Genomic DNA, 20979 nt, shown 5'->3' with positions numbered 1-20979 from the left:
AGCTGGAGGGTTTTATGGAGAATTCCGCAACAATAATTAAAGACCATGAAGATTGGACAGATCGAATATCAGATTGGAAATTGATCAAACGCCAAGAGAATAATGAACATTACATTAAAGTAACTTTAAAAACAGGAGGATATCAGTACTGGAGTTTAGAAAGATGCAGAATCAGACCTGTCCGTAAAATAAAAATCGGAGAAGACGAACAGGTTTTTTTAAAGCAAGAGATCAAGGAGGGAATTGAAAGTATAGTCGTTTACGGAGAAAAGTATGCGATAGTGATTTTTAAAAATAGTAAAAGGTCTTATATTTATCATTTAAAAGATGTTAAAAAGGTTATATTGGGTAACAAACGGTTTAAGAACTATACAGATTATTTTAGATATGTAGCTGAAGAAAAAGATAAAACGCCAAATGATATTCCTCCTCTAAAACGTCAATTTAAAACGTTAAATATCAGAGTAGATAGCGCTCTTTATGCATATTTTGAAAAAAAGAGCAAGAGCCTTGGCGACGCTCGTAATATCATTTTTCCGTTTGGTCTGAATTTGAGTCAAATTCAAGCAGTAGAGTCTGCTTTTTCTTCACAGATTAGTGTCATAGAAGGACCACCCGGAACAGGTAAAACACAAACGATCTTAAATCTTATTGCCAACATCATAATAAAAGGTCAAACAGCAGCTGTTATTTCCAATAATAATGCAGCTGTTTCTAATGTGAAGGAAAAGCTGGAGAAAGCAGGTTTCAGCTTTCTTATGGCTTCTCTGGGAAATAAAGAAAATCAGAAACAATTCTTCAATCAGCTGCCTCAAGTCCCAGGCGATATTAATGATTGGTCAATTGAACCAGAAAAAGAATCCGAGCTGTTACATAATATTATTGAGGATACAGCACTTATTAAAGATCTTTTTCAGCTTCAAAACCGACAAGCCATTTTAAAACAACAGATAAAAGATCTTAAAACGGAAAGAGTGTACTTCAAAGAACACATGAGAACTCAAGAACGTTTAGAACCTAAACTGCTCCCGTTCTATAGATTTGATAATACAAAGATCTTAAATTTTATGGCTGATGAAGTGATGAATAATGAGAAGAGAATGACATTTTTCAAAAAGATGAAATATTTACTTTACTATGGTTTATATAATTTTAAACTTATGGGAGATAGTTTACAAAAACAAAAAATACTCACTGAACTACAGTATAAATTCTATAATCAAAAAATAATGGAACTAGAAAATGAACTAGAGCAAGTTAATAAAACATTGAGAACAAAGAACTTTGAAGAAATTAACAAGCGAATTCAAGAACATTCTGTTTTATATTTTAAGAGTAAAATCCATCAAACTCAAAAGAGAGATTTCTTTGTTCATTTTGATCAAAAAAATTATAAACGATCATCAAATTTTAATATTTTCAAAAGGAGATTTCCAATTGTACTAAGTACTGCTTTTTCTTTGATGGATTCAATTCCTAGCGGTTATTTATTTGATTATTTAATCATAGACGAAGCATCCCAATTAGAGCTGGTTCCAGGTATACTTGCACTCAGTTGTGCTAAAAAAGTAATAATTGTAGGGGATACAAAACAGCTCCCTCATATTCCAGATCAAAAAATCTCTTCCGGAATGATGGGAATTGAACCTTGCTTCGACTATGCAAAACATAGTATGCTTCACTCAATTTTGGAAGTATTTAAAGAAAACATTCCTGTTACATTGTTGAAAGAGCATTATCGGTGTCATCCAATGATTATAAAGTTTTGTAACGAGCGCTATTATAATGGTGAGCTGATACCATTAACTAAAACTGATGATAACAGTGAACCATCAATTGTTCTCATTAAAACTGCAAAGGGAAATCATATGCGGATTTTTGGGAACGGAAGTCGTTATAATATACGTGAAATAGAGTCATTACAAGAAGAGACAATAAGAGATTTGACTTTTTCAAACGATTATCAAGACATTGGTTTTATTGCGCCATATAATGGGCAGATCAATGCTGCAAATGAATATATGGAGAAAGAAATTATAAAAAACACTGTACATAAGTTCCAGGGACGGGAATGTGACGGAATCATCTTTTCAACCGTTCTTGATAAAAAAGCCCGTAAAATAGATATTGAATTTGTGGACGATAGTGCATTAATCAATGTAGCCGTCTCAAGAGCAAAAAAGAGGTTTGTTTTAGTTTCTAATGTTGATATTTTCAAAAAAAGCAATAAAGAAATTTCCGAGTTAATACGCTATATGGAATATTACACTGAATCAAGTCTCTATCATGAGAGTAACGTCATTTCAGTTTTTGATCTATTATACAAAGAGTTCTCTGAAGTGCTTCTTAAAAGGGAAAGAAAGCTAAAGGACAGTGATTCTAAATTTAAATCCGAACGGATTATTGCCAGTCTGTTAAGGGACATATTTGATGAGGATAAGTATAAAAAATTCAATTTTCAAAGAGACTATCTTTTAAAGGATCTACTGAGAAAGACATCTCATTTAAGCCCGGAAGAGCAAAAATTTATACAAACTTCTGCACACTGTGATTTTCTCATTCATTATAAAATGGGGAATGAACCCGCAGGAGTAATAGAAGTAGATGGTGCAGCATATCATAATAAATCTAATAGGGAGCAATCTAGACGAGATTCGTTGAAAGATTCAATTCTTAGAAAATCAGGTATACCTCTGCTCAGATTAAAGACAATTGAAAGTGGCGAATATAATAAAGTTAAAGAGTTTTTAAATTCAATTTTAACTAATGGTTAAAACAACAAATGTTAATGTGCGGCAAGGTTTTAGAATTTCAAGCTACACATGGGGCAAAAGGCGATCTTTATTTAAAAGTTCATCTGGATGAAAAAGACCAACAACCTATATAATATGGTTTAAAACGGTTGCAAAAGGGGAGGCACGTGATGGACAAGGAAAAACAGCAATTAAGCATAGAAGCTGCAAGGCTTTATTATCAGTCGGATTACAGCCAGCAGCAAATTGCCGAACAGCTTGAGATTTCAAGGCCGACCGTATCAAGGCTGCTGCAGTATGCAAAAGATAAGGGATATGTCCAGATCCGCGTTATGGATCCGTTTGAGGATATGGATGCGCTCGGCGCGATGCTTGAAGAGAAATACGGGCTGCTTGAGGCGCACGTCGTGTTTTCTCCGACGTCCGATTATACGACCATTACGCATGATCTGAGCCGCTATGGCGCTGAGTATATGCACGGCGTTGTCAAGGACGGCGACATCGTCGGCGTTAGCTGGGGAACGACCATGTACCAAATTGCGCAAAACATGCATGCCAAGCAGGTGAAAGGCGTAGAGGTCGTCCAGTTAAAAGGCGGAATCAGCCATTCCAATGTCAATACGTATTCGTCCGAAACGATTCAGCTGTTTGCCGAGGCTTTTCAAACGATGCCGAGATATCTCCCGCTGCCGGTTGTGTTTGATAACGCCGAGGTCAAACAGATGGTAGAGCAGGACAGGCATATCAAGCGGATCATTGAAATGGGCAAGCAAGCGAACATCTCGCTGTTTACGGTCGGCACAGTTCGCGATGAAGCCCTTCTGTTCAGACTCGGTTATTTTAATGAAAAAGAAAAAGCGCTCCTGAAAAAACAGGGAGTCGGCGATATTTGTTCACGCTTTTTTGATGCGGACGGAAACATTTGCAGCGATGCGATCGATGCACGGACCATCGGCGTTGAACTGGCTGATCTCAGGCAGAAAGAGCGGTCGATTCTCGTAGCCGGCGGCATCAGGAAAACAGCCAGTATCCATGGCGCTCTGAAAGGGAAGTATGCCAATGTCCTGATTATCGATCAGCATACGGCAAAAGAGCTGTTAAAAGATTAAAACGTCCGGGAAAAACGGCCCGGATTTTACTTTATTTTCTATTGAACAAAATTTCATATGATAATTTACATTTGTTCAAAAATCGGTTATGCTGAAACTATCTTAAATAAAGGAAGTGCTAGTATATGGCGATTGCAAATCAAATTGATCATACAGCATTGAAACCGCATACACGAAAAGCAGAGATTAAGAAATTAATAGAGGAAGCGAAAACCTATCAGTTTGCTTCAGTCTGTGTCAACCCGACATGGGTCGAATTCGCGGCCAAAGAGCTGGCGGGCACGGAAATCGACGTTTGCACTGTTATCGGCTTCCCGCTCGGCGCCAATACGTCTGAGACAAAAGCGTTTGAGACGAAAGACGCGATTGCAAAAGGCGCGACAGAGGTTGACATGGTCATCAACATTGCGGCATTAAAAGACGGTGACAATGATTTGGTTGAAGCCGACATCCGCGCTGTTGTGGAAGCGGCCAAGGGAAAAGCCCTTGTCAAAGTCATCATTGAAACGTGTCTGTTGACAGATGAGGAAAAAGAGCGCGCATGCCGCTTGGCTGTTGCAGCTGGAGCAGATTTCGTGAAAACCTCAACCGGATTTTCCACAGGCGGTGCGACAGCGGAAGATATCGCTTTAATGCGGAAAACCGTCGGACCTGACATCGGTGTAAAAGCATCCGGAGGCATCAGAACAAAAGAGGATGTTGAAAAAATGATATCGGCAGGAGCAAGCCGAATCGGCGCAAGTGCCGGGGTCTCCATCGTCAGCGGAGCGGAAGGGAAAAACGAAGACAACTATTAAGATCAGGTTAGCGGGAAGCCTATGCTTCCCGTGTAATGAAACAAAAATGTAAGCGAATTCATCCTCGGGAGGATCAAAACAATGAAGTATCTCATCGGGATTGTTGGTTTAATTGTCGTTTTAGGCCTTGCTTGGCTTGTAAGCAGCGGGAAAAAACGAGTGAAACGCCGTCCGGTTATCGTCATGATTGTGCTTCAATTTGTATTAGGATATATTTTGCTGAACACAGGTGTCGGCAATTATCTTGTCGGCGGTTTTGCGAAAGGCTTCGGCTATTTGCTCGAATATGCGGCAGAAGGTGTGAATTTTGTTTTCGGCGGACTTGTGAATGTGAATGAATCCACATTCTTCTTAACCGTACTTCTTCCAATCGTATTTATTTCAGCTTTAATCGGAATTCTTCAATATTGGAGAATCCTTCCGTTTATAATAAAATATATAGGCATTGCGCTCAGCAAAGTAAACGGAATGGGGAAGCTTGAATCCTACAATGCTGTGGCGTCAGCCATTTTGGGCCAATCTGAAGTATTCATTTCACTGAAAAAACAACTGGGCTTGCTGCCGAAGCACAGACTCTATACATTGTGTGCTTCAGCAATGTCCACTGTATCGATGTCAATCGTCGGTTCCTACATGACGATGCTTCAACCGGAGTATGTGGTTACCGCCCTTGTATTGAACTTATTTGGCGGGTTTATCATCGCTTCGATTATCAATCCTTATGAAGTGGATCCAGAACATGATATGGTAGAGGTGCAGGAAGAGGAAAAACAATCCTTCTTCGAAATGCTTGGCGAATACATTATGGATGGCTTTAAAGTCGCGGTCGTCGTGGCGGCCATGCTGATCGGATTTGTGGCGATTATCGCGATGATCAACGGTATTTTCAGCGCTGTATTGGGAATATCCTTCCAAGAACTGCTCGGATATGTGTTTGCACCGTTCGCTTTCTTAATAGGTATTCCGTGGAACGAAGCTGTGAATGCTGGAAGTATCATGGCAACGAAAATGGTGTCAAACGAGTTTGTCGCCATGCAGTCGCTCGCGCAAGGCGGATTCCATTTCAGCGGCCGCACAGAAGCGATTGTTTCCGTATTCCTCGTCTCATTCGCCAACTTCTCATCCATCGGCATCATCGCCGGTGCCGTGAAAGGGCTGAATGAAAAGCAAGGAAATGTCGTCGCCCGTTTCGGATTGAAATTATTGTACGGTGCCACACTTGTCAGCTTCTTAACGGCTACAGTTGTCGGCTTGATTTATTAAACATTGACAAAAGGATCGGTGATCACAATGAGAATGGTCGATATCATCACAAAAAAACAAAACGGAAAAGAATTGACGACAGAAGAAATTCAATTCTTCGTAGGCGGCTATACAGATGGCAGCATTCCTGATTATCAAGCCAGTGCGCTTGCCATGGCTATCTATTTTCAAGATATGACAGACAGAGAACGCGCCGATTTAACAATGGCTATGGTCAATTCCGGGGAAACGATCGATCTCTCTGCTATCGAAGGCATCAAGGTCGATAAACACTCCACCGGAGGCGTCGGCGACACGACAACGCTTGTACTCGCACCGCTTGTTGCCGCGCTTGACGTGCCGGTTGCCAAAATGTCAGGACGCGGCCTTGGACATACCGGGGGAACGATTGACAAGCTGGAAGCAGTTGAAGGGTTTCACGTGGAACTTTCTAAAAACGAATTCATTGACCTCGTCAACCGTGACAAGGTCGCCGTCATCGGACAAAGCGGAAACTTGACGCCTGCTGATAAAAAACTATATGCGCTTCGTGATGTGACAGGGACGGTCAATTCGATCCCGCTGATCGCAAGCTCGATCATGAGCAAGAAAATCGCTGCAGGGGCAGACGCCATCGTCCTTGATGTCAAAACAGGGGCCGGCGCCTTTATGAAGACGGACGAAGACGCCGCCAATCTTGCAAAAGCGATGGTTCGTATCGGAAATAATGTCGGCCGCCAAACGATGGCCGTCATCTCCGATATGTCTCAGCCGCTGGGATTTGCCATCGGAAACGCGCTTGAAGTGAAAGAAGCGATCGACACATTAAAAGGTGAAGGACCAGAAGACTTACATGAACTTGTCTTAACATTAGGCAGCCAAATGGTCGTTCTCGCTCAAAAAGCCGAAACACTTGATGAAGCAAGAGAGAAATTGATTGAAGTGATGAAAAACGGCAAAGCGCTGCAAAAATTCAAAGACTTCCTGGAGAATCAAGGCGGTGACAGCTCAGTTGCAGATGACCCGGCAAAACTGCCGCAGGCCGCTTATAAAATTGACGTCCCTTCCAAAGAAGCGGGTGTTGTTTCAGAAATCGTCGCCGACCAAATCGGAGTTGCAGCCATGCTGTTAGGTGCCGGACGCGCGACAAAAGAAGACAAAATCGACCTCGCCGTCGGCATCATGCTCCGCAAAAAAGTCGGAGATGCCGTCGAAAAAGGCGAACCATTGGTCACGCTCTACGCCAACCGCGAAAATGTCGATGATGTCATCACAAAGGTATACGAAAACATCCAAATCGCCGAGAAAGCGGAAGCGCCAAAGCTGGTGCATACGGTGATTACTGAATAATAGGGAATGGGAACAGCACACGCCTGAAAGGGATGTGCTGTTTTTTTATTGAATGAATATTCTTTTCTAAAAGCAAGACTTTTTTCTCATTTACCTATTCTATTCCATCCTGTAGTATGAAAAAGGTCTGTATTGTAATCTTTTTACATAATCGAATAGTCAAAGGCTACAGGAGGATATTAGAAGGTGACTAAGCGAATATTTGCATCTGTTATCGTTAGTATTTTAATTTTAATTCTTACTTTTATCATTTCGTTTATTCTGTACGCTGTTGCTTCGTATTTTATCATGCAATTATTCGTGACGGGAGAACCTTCACAAGATGAGGCGCTCGGATGGGGATATTTGGGTCTGCTGTTTCTCTCTTTTATCTTGGCGATTATTACGGGAGGAATCGTTGGCACCGTTTATTTTTTAAAATACTTTAAAAACTACAAAAAGAAAACGATGCATAAAAAAGAAAAAACACAAACTGAATCAGGCTGATTTGGTCGGGTACTATTTTGGATTCTAGTGTGTGTTTTTCTATGAGATGGCTGAATTTCTTCAGCCTCTTTTTTTATTTTCAAAAAATAAAACCTTTTAAAATCAAAAATCTTTATCGTATAATCGCATTCAAACACATACAACATCGATCACAGGAAAACATATAACCAAAAGGAGTCCATTCATGAGCAAAGCCAGTTTTAGAGACTATGTATTAAGCGCCGATATTATTAAAGCACTCGATCATTTAGGATATAAACATCCGACTGAGGTGCAGAGGGAAGCGATTCCCGCAGTGCTCAGGCAGCGGGATGTTGTGGTGAAATCCCAGACGGGAAGCGGGAAGACGGCTGCGTTCGGAATTCCGCTTTGCGAGCTGTCCGAATGGGAAGAAAACAAGCCTCAGGCGCTGATTTTGACGCCGACGCGCGAGCTTGCTGCACAGGTCAAAGAAGATTTGACTAATATAGGCCGCTATAAAAGGATAAAAGCAGCAGCTGTTTACGGAAAATCGTCCTTTGAGCGGCAAAAAACGGAACTCAAACAAAAATGCCATGTGGTCGTTGGGACTCCGGGTCGTATATTGGATCACATTGAAAAAGGAACGCTCCCTTTAGAAAAACTGAAATACCTTGTCATCGATGAGGCGGATGAAATGCTGAATATGGGATTTATCGATCAAGTCGAAACGATCATTCGCCATCTGCCGAAAGAACGGCTGACCATGCTGTTTTCAGCGACCTTTCCGGAGGATGTGGAGCACCTTTCCGATCAATATATGAATAACCCTTTGAATATCGAGATCAAAGCAAGCGGTATGACAACCGCAGACATCGAGCATGTGTTGATCATCGTAAACGAAAATAATAAACTTTCACTGTTGCGGGATATTTTAATTGCTGAGAACCCGGACAGCTGCATTATGTTTTGCCGCACACAGGAGCATGTGAATGATTTGCACCAGCGGCTGGCCCGTTTGGATTATCCATGTGCTAAAATCCACGGCGGGATGGTCCAAGAAGAGCGTTTTGACGTTATGAACCGCTTTAGACGCGGAGCGTTTCGCTATTTAGTGGCCACAGATGTAGCGGCGAGAGGCATTGACATTGAAAACATGACACATGTGATCAACTATGACCTTCCATTAGACAAAGAAAGCTATGTGCACCGCACCGGAAGAACGGGTCGAGCCGGAAGCCGGGGAAAAGCGATTACCTTTGCCGGACCACATGAAAAGAATAGGGTAGCCGAAATTGAAGATTATATCGGCTTCGCCATCCCTGTTATTGAAGCTCCATCAAAAGGAGAAATTGCAAGGCAAAAAGAGGCGTTTCAAAAGAAAATCCATAAGAAGCCTGAAGAAAAAACAGATAAGAGTGAGCAGTTAAATAAAGGGATCATGAAATTATATTTTAACGGAGGTAAGAAAAAAAAGCTCAGAGCGGTGGATTTCGTCGGAACAATCGCTAAAATCGACGGTGTCTCGGCAGATGATATCGGCATTATCACGGTAGAAGAGCAAGGTTCATTTGTTGAAATTTTAAACGGCAAAGGCCCCATTGTATTAAATGCGATGAAAAAGACGACTGTGAAAGGGAAATTGTTGAAAGTGCATATAGCGAGGAAGAGATAAACTAAAGGCTGTCGACTTTGTCGAGAGCTTTTTATTGTCCGTAATAAACAAAGGATAAGCAGCATATGATGGATTGTCAAAATATGAAAGCGTTTCAAAAGAGAGGAGAACAAATGAATATGAGTAAGCGTTCCTTTCAAGTCCTTGCGTTGCTTTTCATCATCACTGCCTGCTTCATGCCAAGCTCAGCTTTTGCACAAGCTCAAAAACCTGTTTTTTCGGAAGTTACGGTTCATGATCCATCAATCATTAAAGCCAATGATACTTTCTATGTATTCGGCTCTCATTTGGCTTCCGCCAAATCAACCGATCTCATGCAATGGACGCAAATTTCTTCAAGTGTAAACAACAACAACCCCCTGATTCCCAATGTGTATGAAGAATTAAAAGAAACCTTTGAATGGGCGGAGAGCGATACATTGTGGGCGCCGGATGTCACACAGCTTGAAGACGGCAAATTTTATATGTATTACAACGCTTGCCGCGGTGATTCGCCGAGATCGGCCCTTGGTCTTGCCGTCGCAGACGACATTGAAGGTCCGTACAAAAATCAAGGCATCTTTTTAAAATCGGGAATGGACGGCATCAGCAATGACGGAACTCCTTATGACGCCACAAAGCATCCGAATGTCGTCGACCCGCACACATTCTTTGATAAAGACGGAAAGCTGTGGATGGTATATGGCTCCTACTCCGGCGGGATTTTTATTTTAGAAATGGACCGGAAAACCGGGCTGCCTCTGCCGAATCAGGGATATGGCAAAAAGCTGATCGGCGGCAACCACAGCCGAATTGAAGGCGCATACATTCTCTACAATCCAGAAACACAATATTATTACATGTACATGTCCTTCGGGGGCCTCGCTGCTGATGGCGGATACAACATCCGTGTCGCCCGCTCCAAACATCCTGATGGCCCGTATTATGATGCGGAAGGCCATGCGATGATTGACGTGCGCGGCAAAGAAGGCACGCTTTTTGACGACCGTTCAATCGAACCGTACGGGGTCAAGCTCATGGGCAATTTCTCGTTTGAAAATAAAAGCGGCTATGTTTCACCAGGCCATAACTCAGCCTTTTACGATGAGGATACCGGCAAATCGTATTTAATCTTCCACACCCGCTTCCCTGAACGAGGCGAGGAACACGAAGTCCGCGTCCATCAAATGTTGATGAACAAAGAGGGCTGGCCTGTCGTCACACCTCATCGCTACGCAGGAGAGAAGCTCGGGAAGGTGAAAAAATCTGATGTGACTGGAGACTACCAATTGGTGCGGCATGGGAAAGACATCTCCGCAGACATCAAAGAATCGGTCGACATCCGTTTAAATCAGAGTGGTAAAGTATCAGGCGAGGTAACAGGGAAATGGAAGAAAACAGGGAAAAACCGTATTGAACTGACCATCGACGGAAAAAAATACCACGGCATGCTTTTGCGACAGTGGGATACGAACGCCGAGCGGAAGGTCATGACGTTTAGTGCGTTGTCTCGTGATGGTGATGCGGTTTGGGGGAGTAAGTAATTTGATTAAAATGGCCTCGTGCTACAGGGAGGCCATTTTAACTCTTTCTTTTTGACGAATCTTTTCCAATTCGATAACATTAAACATAAATTGTTAACTAAGTGTAATATCAAACGAAAAGGATGAAGTGCAATGTGTACAAGTATGACATTGAAAACCGCTGATCAGGAGCATTTATTGGCAAGAACAATGGATTTTGCTTTTCAGCTTGATGGAGAAGTGCTGCTGCATCCGCGGCATTACAAATGGGAGAGTGAAGCGGACGGCAAGGTAAATGAGGGTTCCTACGCGTTTATCGGGATGGGCAGAAGGCTTAAGAATGCTTTATTTGCCGATGGTGTGAATGAAAAAGGGCTCACCTGTGCCGCACTTTATTTCCCGGGCTATGCTGTATATGAAAAAGAGGTGAAAGATCATCGCCATAATATTGCCCCTCATGAATTTGTGACATGGGTGCTGTCCGGCTGCGGTGATGTGGAAGATGTGGAGAAAGCTGTCGCTTCGCTTGCCATTGTGGAGAAAGAGGTCGAGCTGCTGAAGACGGTAACGCCGCTCCATTGGTTCATATCTGATCGCACTGGCCGAAGCATCGTTGTTGAACCGACGGCAGACGGCATCCAAATCCATGATAATCCGGTCGGTGTGTTGACGAACAGTCCGGAATTTCCATGGCATTTGACCAATTTGAGAAATTACATTGGGCTGCGGCCGGGGCAGTTTACCGCTAAAAAAGTCGGGAAGCTGACATTGTCCGCCTTTGGCCAAGGCTCGGGATTAGCAGGGCTGCCGGGAGATTTCACGCCGCCATCACGCTTTATCAGAGCCGCATATTTGAAAGAGCATATAAAGCCTGTTTCCGGCGAGACAGAAGGTGTATCGGCAGCCTTTCATATTCTCTCCAGTATGAATATACCAAAAGGGGTTGTCATCACAGAACAAGGTGAAGATGATTATACCCAATATACGGCGGTCATGTGCAGCGAAACGTGCAGCTACTATTATCACCACTATCAAAATAGACAGGTTCAAAAAGTATGCTTACTGAAAGAAGACCTGGATAGGAAGGAGTTAAAATCGTTCCAGGCCAATCAAGAACAGGCGATCCACTCGCTTCAATGATGACATGAAAGAAGGAACGACATGCAAAACAAAGCAGCAAACAGACTCACCTTATTAGGCATCAGCTTACATATCATTTATTGGTTAATGATTTTATTGGCGTTTTTTCATTTCAAACATCAGTTTGACTTTTATACCGTTTGGAATCCAAATGTCGTGAGCGGTTACACGCAGGCAGCGACTTTCGTAGACATGCTTAAATTGATGGTTTACTCGGGCACTTTGTTTAACTTGGCCCTCCTTTTCATTTTGATCATGCTGATCGGCATTCTAGTGCAGTCGCTTATTTTTATTGCCCTGGAAATTACGTCCTATATAAAAATTAGAAAAAATCCATATTCGGCGTGGGGCTCTTTTATTTTGGCAATGGGCATCAAAAATATTTTCACAAATTTGTCAGGTATTCCTTTTCTGGTCGCCGGCTTTATTCTTCATAAGCAGCAGGAACCGGAAGAAGCCGGCACAAAGCAGACAAAACAAAGGAAAACAAGAAGAGCGCCTTCATTGCTTGGACGGAAAGCAGCGAAAGCTAAGAAGTTGAGAAATAAGGGTATAAAGCCTTAGTTTCCTTATACCGGGAGTAAATTGATTCTCACTATTCTATTTTTATATGACATTCGTAATGAAAGCGTTGACATAAACAAAAGCAGGTGCTAAAGTAAAGTTACAAACTAATAGCACCAAGTTCCTAAGGATTGTTACTGCTAAGCAGGCAAAACCTAAGTTACGCATCGTTCCGGGAGATTGTCCCGTCAGCGTTGGCGTAATTTAGGTTTTTTTTATGCCTGAAATGAGGAGGTGAGGCGAAATTACTAAAATCTTAATCAAAGAAACACAATAAAAAAAGCCGGGTGAAGGCGGCCACCTTCAGTCCGGCAGATTCCCCCAAAGAGGAGGTATACTCATATGGATTATAATAAAGTATCAAAAGACATTTTACAACTCGTAGGCGGTGAAGAGAACGTACAAAGCGTCATTCATTGCATGACAAGACTGCGTTTTAACCTTTATGACAACACGAAGGTAGACCGCGTGAAACTGGAAAATATGCCTGCTGTAATGGGCACGAATATCAGCGGCCAGCAATTTCAGATCATTATTGGAAATGATGTGCCAAAAGTGTATAAAGCGATCATTGCCAATAGCGGACTCAGTGATGAAAAAGCGGGCTTGCAGCAAGGCGGCAAAAAGAAAAATGTGTTATCCGTCATCTTTGATGTGATTTCCGGCGTATTTACACCGATTCTGCCGGCGATTGCCGGGGCTGGTATGATCAAGGGGATCATTGCTATCGCCGTCACGTTCGGCTGGATGTCGAGCGAAAGCCAAGTGCACACCATTTTATCCGCCATCGGCGACGGAGCGTTTTACTTCCTGCCGATTTTGCTGGCGGTCAGTGCGGCAAGAAAGTTTGGCAGCAATCCTTATGTTGCCGCGGCGATCGGAGCGGCGATTCTGCATCCCGATCTTACGGCGCTCCTTGGTTCCGGAGAAAGCATCTCCTTGATCGGTTTGCCTGTAACCGCTGCCACTTATTCGTCAACAGTCATTCCAATCTTGCTTGCGATTTGGATTGCATCGTATGTGGAGAAATGGATTGACAGATTCACCCCGACATCATTGAAGATGATTTTTGTGCCGACGCTGACGCTTCTGGTTGTCGTGCCAGTCACATTAATTACGGTCGGTCCGCTCGGAGCGATTGCCGGAAACTATCTGTCAATCGGTGTGAACGGTTTATTTGAAAACGCCGGTATAATAACCATGATTCTTTTAGCTGGAACGTTCTCGCTGATCGTCATGACAGGAATGCACTATGCTTTCATTCCGGTTATGTTCAACAATATTACCCAAAACGGCTACGATTATCTGATACCTGCGATGTTTTTGGCGAATATGGGTCAGGCGGGCGCGTCATTTGCCGTCTTTTTACGATCCAGAAATAAGAAGTTCAAATCATTGTCGCTCACGACAAGCATCACGGCTTTGATGGGGATTACAGAGCCGGCGATGTACGGTGTCAACATGAGGCTGAAAAAACCGTTTGTCTCCGCGCTTCTCGGCGCCGCCGTCGGGGGTGCCTTCTACGGCGTCACCGGTGTAGCCGCATATATTATTGGCGGAAACGTTGGTTTGCCGGGAATTACGACGTTTATAGGCCCAACTTTTATACAGGCGACGATCGGTATCGTCATCGCGTTTTTTGCAGCGACGGCAATCGCTTATTTATTGGGATTTGAAGACATTCCGTCAGATGAAGTCGATGTTCCTGCAGCATCTCAATCTGATGTAGCTGAAGGAGAAATCATCAAAAGCCCGCTGAAAGGCGAAGTCAAAGCGTTAAGCGAAGTGGATGATGCGACATTTTCCGGAGAAGTGATGGGGAAAGGTGTTGCCATTGAGCCTGAGGAAGGTGAAGTGGTATCACCGGTATCAGGGACAATTACAACGGTTTTTCAAACGAAGCACGCGCTTGGCATCACAAGCGACAAGGGTGCGGAAATCATTATTCACATCGGGATCGATACAGTGAAATTAAACGGCGAACATTTTACGGTGCATGTACAGGAAGGAGACATTGTAGCACCTGGTGACCAGCTTGTCTCATTTGATATGGAGGCCATCAAGAAAGCCGGCTACCAGCTGATTACACCGGTCATCATCACAAATACAGAGCGGTATCAATCGGTTAAACCTGTGAAAACTGCTGAAAACGTCAAACCTGAAGAAGCGCTGATCGTGTTAACGTAGAAATAGCGAGGCCGCTTTTTAAGGGTGTTGGCCGACAAACTATAGATGAGGTGAAATGATATGAGTAAAAATGCGAAAAAATTTCCTGAAGGTTTTTTATGGGGCGGCGCGGTTGCCGCAAATCAGGTGGAAGGCGCGTTTAATGCCGGCGGAAAGGGACTTTCTACAGCCGATGTATCACCGAACGGGGTGATGTATCCTTTTGATGAATCAATGGATTCATTGAACTTGTATCATGAAGGTATTGATTTTTACCATCGCTACAAAGAAGATATCGCCCTCTTTGCCGAAATGGGCTTTAAAGCGTTTCGTACATCGATTGCCTGGACGCGGATCTTTCCAAACGGCGATGAGAGCGAACCGAATGAAGAAGGCCTTCAATTTTACGACAATCTGTTTGATGAGCTCCTAAAATACAACATCGAGCCTGTGGTCACCATTTCCCATTATGAAATGCCGCTCGGCCTGATTAAAAAATACGGCGGCTGGAAAAACCGGAAAGTGATCGAATGCTATGAACGTTTTGCGAAAGCGGTTTTTACCCGGTACAAAGACAAAGTGAAATACTGGATGACATTCAACGAAATCAACATGGTTCTGCATGCGCCGTTTACAGGCGGAGGCCTTGTGTTTGAAGAAGGCGAAAACAAATTAAATGGGATGTACCAAGCGGCGCATCATCTATTTGTCGCCAGCGCCCTTGCCGTAAAAGCGGGCCGAGACATTATTCCGGACGCTAAAATCGGCTGTATGATCGCCGCAACGACGACATACCCGATGACGCCAAAGCCGGAAGACGTGCTCGCCGCAATGGAGAATGAGAGAAAAACGCTGTTTTTCTCAGACGTTCAGGCACACGGCGCTTACCCAGGCTATATGAAACGTTTCTTAAAAGAAAACAACATTACGATTGAAATGGCTGAAGATGATGAAGGCATCCTAAAGGAAAACACCGTCGACTATATCGGTTTCAGCTATTACATGTCAATGGTCGCGAGCACGAATCCGGAAGACTTGGCAAAAACGGAAGGCAACTTGCTCGGCGGAATTAAAAACCCGTATCTCGAATCTTCCGAATGGGGCTGGCAGATCGATCCTAAGGGGATCCGTATAACGTTGAATACATTGTACGATCGTTATCAAAAGCCGCTTTTCATTGTTGAAAACGGGCTCGGCGCCGTTGATGTCGTCGAAGAGGACGGCTCCATCCAGGATGACTACAGAATCGACTATTTACGCGACCATTTAAAAGAAGTGAGAGAAGCGATCGCAGACGGTGTCGACTTAATCGGCTACACATCATGGGGACCGATCGACCTGGTCAGCGCCTCCACCGCGGAAATGAAAAAACGCTACGGCTATATTTACGTTGACCGCGACAATGAAGGAAGAGGAACGCTGAAGAGAACGAGGAAGAAAAGCTTTTACTGGTATAAGAACGTGATTGAAACGAATGGCGAAAGTTTGTAAGGCAATGATAAAGAGCTGTTCCCTAGGGGAGCAGCTTTTTTCACTATACATTGAGCTTTACGGGGGAGGGGCAGAACTTAAATATAAAGGTGATATAGGATTTTGATGAGGGTTTAATCGATTGAATGTTCACAGTGAAACTTATTTCTCTTTGATGAGATTTTTAGGGCCGGCCCTTCTCTGTAGCACATGAAAATGTTTTGCTATACACTTGACATATAAAAGAAAAAAGTGCGGTGAGTCCGATGTTTAAACTGTTGCTGATTGAAGATGATGAATCACTGTTTCAAGAAATGAAAGAACGTTTAACTGGATGGTCATATGATGTGTACGGCATTCAGGATTTCAACCAAGTGATGCAAGAATTTGCGGAGATTAAGCCTGATTGCGTGATCATTGATATTCAGCTCCCTAAATTTGACGGGTTTCATTGGTGCCGGTTGATCCGCTCCCGTTCAAATGTTCCGATTCTCTTTTTATCCTCGCGTGATCATCCGGCTGATATGGTGATGTCAATGAAACTCGGAGCGGATGATTTTATTCAAAAGCCATTTCATTTTGATGTGCTGATTGCCAAAATCCAGGCCATTTTCCGTCGTGTTTATGACTATAATACAGAGCCCAATATTCTCAAATCCTGGTGCGGAGCGACCGTGGATATCGAACAAAATCTCGTCAGCAATGAGGCAGGCGCCATTGAACTGACAAAGAATGAAATGTTTATTTTAAAGCAGCTGATTGAACAAAAAAATAAAATTGTGAGCCGGGAAGAGCTGATCAGAAGCTTGTGGAACGATGAGCGTTTTGTAAGCGATAATACGCTGACGGTCAATATAAACCGTCTGAGAAAAAAACTGGATGCCTTGAATCTGGGGCAATATATCGAGACGAAGATCGGCCAGGGCTATAAAGCGAGAGAAGAAGGATCAGTATGATGATCAAAGCGTTTTTTACTGAAAGGCGAAGCTGGATTGCCATGTTTTTATTTCAGCAGGTCCTTATGCTGTTCATTGCCTATGTCGATTCGTCCATCCCATTAACGCCGATCCTTTATATGGTCTACGTGTCTATTCTGATCTTTATTGTTTTTGTCTTGATTCGCTGCCGGAAGGAAACAGCGTTTTATAAAAGTCTTAAAGCATGGGAAAACAACCTTGATGTCACAAATATCAGTGAAGCGGAAACGCCTTTTGAATCGATTATTGAGAGAAGCATCACAGGACAGACAGAACAATTAAAGCAATCGGCAACACGGCACCGTTTAGCATTAGAGAATGAAAAAGATGAACTAATGGCTTGGATACATGAAGTAAAAACACCGTTAACCGCTATGCATTTAATCATTGAGAGAACAGAAGATCAATTGTTAAAATCCCAGTTGGCATACGAATGGCTGCGCATCCACCTGCTTCTCGATCAGCAGCTGCATCAAAAGCGGATGTCATTTATCGAAAATGACCTGTCCATAGAGGTTCTTGAGCTCAAATCATTAATATTCAAAGAGATTAAAGATTTACAATCGTGGTGTATTCAAAAAGGGATTGGTTTTGATATTCAGCTTGCAGCAGAAGAAGTGCTCAGCGATGCGAAGTGGCTCTCTTTTATCATCAGACAGCTGTTGACCAACTCAGTGAAGTATAGTGAAGCATCTGATATTTTGATTAGAAGCTATGAACAAGGTGAACAGGTGTATCTCGAAGTGAAAGATTTTGGGCGGGGCATTGATCCCAAAGATATATCACGCGTGTTTGACAAGGGATTTACATCAACAACGGAGCATCATGACCAAACTTCTACAGGAATGGGGCTGTACTTGGCGAAAAAAGCGGCAAAGCCGCTGCTGATACAGATTGAGGTATACTCAACTCCGGGGGCTGGTACAACCTTTACGCTAATTTTTTCAAAACGAAATGAATTGGCGCAGGTGATAAGCGTGTGACAAAAATGTCACATGCTTTTCTTTTTTGTTAGCTTAATCGAAGGAAAACCATTGTACTCCTTTCTATAATAAAATTATCCAACTTAAAGGAGAATAAAAATGATCATTTTAGAAGCTAATAAAATTCGAAAAAGCTACGGAAATAAATTCAATAAACAAGAAGTATTAAAGGGAATCGACATTCAGATTCAAAAGGGTGAATTTGTCAGTATAATGGGTGCGTCAGGTTCTGGCAAAACGACTTTGCTCAATGTTCTATCCTCTATTGATAAGGTGAGTGACGGAACCATTACCATTAACCAGAATGAGATGACCAATATGAAGGAAAGGCAGCTCGCTGAATTTCGCAAACAGCATTTAGGTTTTATTTTTCAAGAATACAATTTGCTCGACACGCTGACAGTGAAAGAAAATATTCTGCTGCCGTTGTCGATTACGAAAATGTCTAAAAAAGAAGCCAATCGAAAGTTTGAGGAAGTAGCGAAGGAATTGGGAATTTACGATTTGCGGAATAAATACCCGAATGAAATTTCCGGCGGGCAAAAACAGCGTACATCAGCCGCAAGGGCGTTCATACATGAACCAAGCATTATTTTCGCTGATGAACCGACCGGTGCGCTTGATTCAAAATCGGCCTCGGATTTGTTAAATAAGCTGAGTCACTTAAATCAAAAGCGTCATGCCACGATTATTATGGTTACCCATGATCCGGTTGCCGCCAGCTTCTGCAGCAGAGTGGTTTTTATACAAGACGGTCAAATTTATACACAGCTGAATAAAGGCGGCCAGGACAGGCAGATGTTCTTTCAGGATATTATGAAAACACAGGGCGTGTTAGGCGGGGTTCAGCATGAACATTAATCAGCTGATCATTCGCAACCTGAAAAAAAATATACGGAATTATTACCTCTATGTGTTCGCGTTAATTTTCAGCGTGGCGCTTTATTTCGCGTTTGTCACACTGCAATATGACCCTGCGATTAATGAAGTGAAAGCTTCGATTAAAGGGGCGGCGGCAATTAAAACCGCATCTATTTTGCTCGTGGCAGTGGTATCGGTCTTTATTTTATACGCCAATACGATTTTTATTAAAAGGCGGAGTCAAGAAATCGGTTTATTTCAATTAATCGGCATGACGAAGCATAAAATCTTCCGCATCTTGAGCGCGGAAAATATCATGCTTTATTTCGGTTCTTTACTGGTTGGGGTATTTGCCGGGTTTTCGATGTCAAAGCTTGCTCTTATGATTTTGTTCAAAATTGTAGATGTTAAAGCGAAAGCGGAACTGCATTTTTCCTGGGAAGCATTGGTCCAAACCATCATTGTCTTCTGTGTCATCTACCTTTTGATTATGGTCATGAATTATACATTTATCAAAAAGCAAAGCATTTTATCTTTGTTTAAGGCGACTTCATCTACGGAAGATCAAGTCAAAAGAATATCCGTTTTCCAAATGCTGATCGGTTTGCTGGGGATCTTGTTTATTTTGTCTGGATATTATATTTCCACCGAGCTGTTCGGCGGAAAATTCAAAACGATAAACGAATTGTTCTATGTGATGAGCTTGATTCTCGGGTCTGTCATCATCGGCACATACCTCTTTTATAAAGGTTCAGTCACCTTTATCTCGAATATCATTCGCAAAAGCAAGGGAGGATACTTGAATGTTTACGAAGTGTTATCCCTTTCGTCGATTATGTTCCGAATGAAATCAAACGCTTTATTGTTGACGATTATTACGACTGTTTCCGCGCTGGCAATAGGGTTACTGTCCCTATGCTATATTTCGTATTATTCCGCGGAGAAAACAGCTGATCAATCCGTAGCGGCTGATTTTGCCATGACCAATCAAAAGGGTGCAAAACAATATGAGCAGTTATTAAACGAAAATGGCATTTCGTATAGCAAAGAAGAAATCCATGTAGCACAAGCGATCTTCAACTTAGAAAACATTGTAGAAGGAGAACCTGAAGATATGGCTGGAGATCCTCGGAAACTACAGCTCGCAGTGGTTAGCGATAAAGAGATTGACGGGATTGACGTGCCGAAGGGAGACGCGGTTTTCTCCGGATATACCGATCTTCTGCAAAAGTTTATGGCTTTAAAAGATTCCGGCAGGATTACAATCAGCGGTCGGCATAAGACGAATTCATTAAACTATTTAGGTTTGAGAAAGGAGTTTCTTTTATCCTATAACTTTACCAGCGGGGGATTGCCTGTTGTCATTGTGGATGATGAACGATTTAAACAGCTGAACAATGATAAAGATCCGAAATTGCAGCAGCAACCGAGTGTTTTTATTGGGATCAATGTGAAAGATGATGGTCAGCTTCAGCAAGCAAATGAGCTTTTTGCAAACGTAAATAAAAGCGATCGGCATTTATCACGCCTTGATTACAGTGTCGCTCAAAAATCTATTTATGGCATTGCCATGTTTATCGTAGGCTTTTTAGGATTAACGTTCCTGATCACATCGGGATGCATCCTTTATTTTAAACAAATGGGTGAAAGTGAAGATGAAAGACCGAATTATACCATTTTAAGAAAACTCGGTTTTACACGGGGAGACTTGCTGAAGGGGATACGCATCAAGCAAATTTATAACTTCGGCATTCCATTGGTCATTGGCCTTTTTCACAGCTACTTTGCCGTTCAATCCGGCTGGTTCCTATTCGGAACAGAGGTGTGGACGCCGATGATCATGGTGATGGCTGTATATACCGTCCTGTATTCTATTTTTGGTTTGCTGTCGGTCCTTTACTATAAAAAGGTGATTAAGTCAGCGCTGTAAGCAGAGACTAAAAATA

Annotated in this window: 16 protein-coding genes; all 16 read left to right on the top strand. The window is 42.7% G+C overall.

The features are described 5' to 3' along the window. The first annotated feature begins 14 nt into the window (after positions 1-14). The 16 genes from RBH91_RS21870 (at position 15) to RBH91_RS21795 (ending at position 20963) form a co-directional block, all read left to right on the top strand. The gene (locus RBH91_RS21870) at positions 15-2774 is read left to right on the top strand and encodes an AAA domain-containing protein (protein ID WP_307892942.1); all 2760 of its coding nucleotides are present in this window, start codon (positions 15-17) and stop codon (positions 2772-2774) included. A 149-nt stretch (positions 2775-2923) separates the two neighbouring features. Beyond that, on the top strand, positions 2924-3862 hold the full coding sequence (locus RBH91_RS21865) for a DNA-binding transcriptional repressor DeoR (RefSeq protein ID WP_307892941.1): 939 nt from the start codon (positions 2924-2926) through the stop codon (positions 3860-3862). 125 nt (positions 3863-3987) lie between these two features. Next, positions 3988-4659: a deoxyribose-phosphate aldolase gene (gene deoC, locus RBH91_RS21860; RefSeq protein WP_076759912.1), complete on the top strand. Its 672-nt coding sequence runs from the start codon at positions 3988-3990 to the stop codon at positions 4657-4659. An 81-nt stretch (positions 4660-4740) separates the two neighbouring features. Next, positions 4741-5922 carry a NupC/NupG family nucleoside CNT transporter gene (locus RBH91_RS21855; RefSeq protein ID WP_307892940.1) on the top strand — a complete coding sequence of 394 codons (1182 nt, stop codon included), beginning with the start codon at positions 4741-4743 and terminating at the stop codon, positions 5920-5922. A gap of 27 nt (positions 5923-5949) precedes the next feature. Continuing rightward, positions 5950-7251, top strand: coding sequence for a pyrimidine-nucleoside phosphorylase (locus tag RBH91_RS21850; RefSeq protein ID WP_307892939.1), 1302 nt, complete (start codon positions 5950-5952; stop codon positions 7249-7251). A 186-nt stretch (positions 7252-7437) separates the two neighbouring features. Next, on the top strand, positions 7438-7737 hold the full coding sequence (locus RBH91_RS21845) for a hypothetical protein (protein ID WP_307892938.1): 300 nt from the start codon (positions 7438-7440) through the stop codon (positions 7735-7737). 184 nt (positions 7738-7921) lie between these two features. Beyond that, entirely contained in the window at positions 7922-9370 is a 1449-nt protein-coding gene (locus RBH91_RS21840; protein ID WP_307892937.1) for a DEAD/DEAH box helicase, read from the top strand. 113 nt (positions 9371-9483) lie between these two features. Continuing rightward, positions 9484-10893 carry an arabinan endo-1,5-alpha-L-arabinosidase AbnB gene (locus RBH91_RS21835; RefSeq protein WP_076760266.1) on the top strand — a complete coding sequence of 470 codons (1410 nt, stop codon included), beginning with the start codon at positions 9484-9486 and terminating at the stop codon, positions 10891-10893. Positions 10894-11025: 132 nt separating this feature from the next. Then, positions 11026-12012, top strand: a complete 987-nt coding sequence (locus RBH91_RS21830) for a penicillin V amidase (RefSeq protein WP_307892936.1) — start codon at positions 11026-11028, stop codon at positions 12010-12012. Between the two features lie 21 nt (positions 12013-12033). Further along, complete coding sequence (locus RBH91_RS21825) at positions 12034-12576, top strand: hypothetical protein (protein WP_307892935.1); 543 nt, start codon at positions 12034-12036, stop codon at positions 12574-12576. A 342-nt stretch (positions 12577-12918) separates the two neighbouring features. Further along, positions 12919-14763: a beta-glucoside-specific PTS transporter subunit IIABC gene (locus RBH91_RS21820; protein ID WP_307892934.1), complete on the top strand. Its 1845-nt coding sequence runs from the start codon at positions 12919-12921 to the stop codon at positions 14761-14763. 60 nt (positions 14764-14823) lie between these two features. Next, the gene (locus RBH91_RS21815) at positions 14824-16233 is read left to right on the top strand and encodes an aryl-phospho-beta-d-glucosidase (RefSeq protein WP_076759895.1); all 1410 of its coding nucleotides are present in this window, start codon (positions 14824-14826) and stop codon (positions 16231-16233) included. A gap of 245 nt (positions 16234-16478) precedes the next feature. After that, complete coding sequence (locus RBH91_RS21810) at positions 16479-17168, top strand: response regulator transcription factor (RefSeq protein WP_076759893.1); 690 nt, start codon at positions 16479-16481, stop codon at positions 17166-17168. Beyond that, positions 17168-18172 carry a sensor histidine kinase gene (locus RBH91_RS21805; protein WP_307892933.1) on the top strand — a complete coding sequence of 335 codons (1005 nt, stop codon included), beginning with the start codon at positions 17168-17170 and terminating at the stop codon, positions 18170-18172. The genes RBH91_RS21810 and RBH91_RS21805 overlap by 1 nt, the downstream gene beginning before the upstream one ends. Before the next feature lie 99 nt (positions 18173-18271). Continuing rightward, entirely contained in the window at positions 18272-19033 is a 762-nt protein-coding gene (locus tag RBH91_RS21800) for an ABC transporter ATP-binding protein (protein ID WP_307892932.1), read from the top strand. Beyond that, complete coding sequence (locus RBH91_RS21795; protein WP_307892931.1) at positions 19023-20963, top strand: ABC transporter permease; 1941 nt, start codon at positions 19023-19025, stop codon at positions 20961-20963. The genes RBH91_RS21800 and RBH91_RS21795 overlap by 11 nt, the downstream gene beginning before the upstream one ends. The last annotated feature ends 16 nt before the right edge of the window (positions 20964-20979 follow it).

This window comes from Bacillus swezeyi, from assembly GCF_030908325.1.
GTDB classification, from domain to species: domain Bacteria; phylum Bacillota; class Bacilli; order Bacillales; family Bacillaceae; genus Bacillus; species Bacillus swezeyi.
Note: the sequence above shows the minus strand (reverse complement) of the source record. Positions and strands in the feature narration are given on the sequence as shown.

What these genes read in the sequence shown, in the direction of transcription:
- RBH91_RS21870 (WP_307892942.1), top strand. Translation starts at nt 15, where the DNA reads ATGGAGAATTCCGCAACAATAATTAAAGACCATGAAGATTGGACAGAT.
- RBH91_RS21865 (WP_307892941.1), top strand. Translation starts at nt 2,924, where the DNA reads ATGGACAAGGAAAAACAGCAATTAAGCATAGAAGCTGCAAGGCTTTAT.
- deoC (WP_076759912.1), top strand. Translation starts at nt 3,988, where the DNA reads ATGGCGATTGCAAATCAAATTGATCATACAGCATTGAAACCGCATACA.
- RBH91_RS21855 (WP_307892940.1), top strand. Translation starts at nt 4,741, where the DNA reads ATGAAGTATCTCATCGGGATTGTTGGTTTAATTGTCGTTTTAGGCCTT.
- RBH91_RS21850 (WP_307892939.1), top strand. Translation starts at nt 5,950, where the DNA reads ATGAGAATGGTCGATATCATCACAAAAAAACAAAACGGAAAAGAATTG.
- RBH91_RS21840 (WP_307892937.1), top strand. Translation starts at nt 7,922, where the DNA reads ATGAGCAAAGCCAGTTTTAGAGACTATGTATTAAGCGCCGATATTATT.
- RBH91_RS21835 (WP_076760266.1), top strand. Translation starts at nt 9,484, where the DNA reads ATGAATATGAGTAAGCGTTCCTTTCAAGTCCTTGCGTTGCTTTTCATC.
- RBH91_RS21830 (WP_307892936.1), top strand. Translation starts at nt 11,026, where the DNA reads ATGTGTACAAGTATGACATTGAAAACCGCTGATCAGGAGCATTTATTG.
- RBH91_RS21825 (WP_307892935.1), top strand. Translation starts at nt 12,034, where the DNA reads ATGCAAAACAAAGCAGCAAACAGACTCACCTTATTAGGCATCAGCTTA.
- RBH91_RS21820 (WP_307892934.1), top strand. Translation starts at nt 12,919, where the DNA reads ATGGATTATAATAAAGTATCAAAAGACATTTTACAACTCGTAGGCGGT.
- RBH91_RS21815 (WP_076759895.1), top strand. Translation starts at nt 14,824, where the DNA reads ATGAGTAAAAATGCGAAAAAATTTCCTGAAGGTTTTTTATGGGGCGGC.
- RBH91_RS21810 (WP_076759893.1), top strand. Translation starts at nt 16,479, where the DNA reads ATGTTTAAACTGTTGCTGATTGAAGATGATGAATCACTGTTTCAAGAA.
- RBH91_RS21805 (WP_307892933.1), top strand. Translation starts at nt 17,168, where the DNA reads ATGATCAAAGCGTTTTTTACTGAAAGGCGAAGCTGGATTGCCATGTTT.
- RBH91_RS21800 (WP_307892932.1), top strand. Translation starts at nt 18,272, where the DNA reads ATGATCATTTTAGAAGCTAATAAAATTCGAAAAAGCTACGGAAATAAA.
- RBH91_RS21795 (WP_307892931.1), top strand. Translation starts at nt 19,023, where the DNA reads ATGAACATTAATCAGCTGATCATTCGCAACCTGAAAAAAAATATACGG.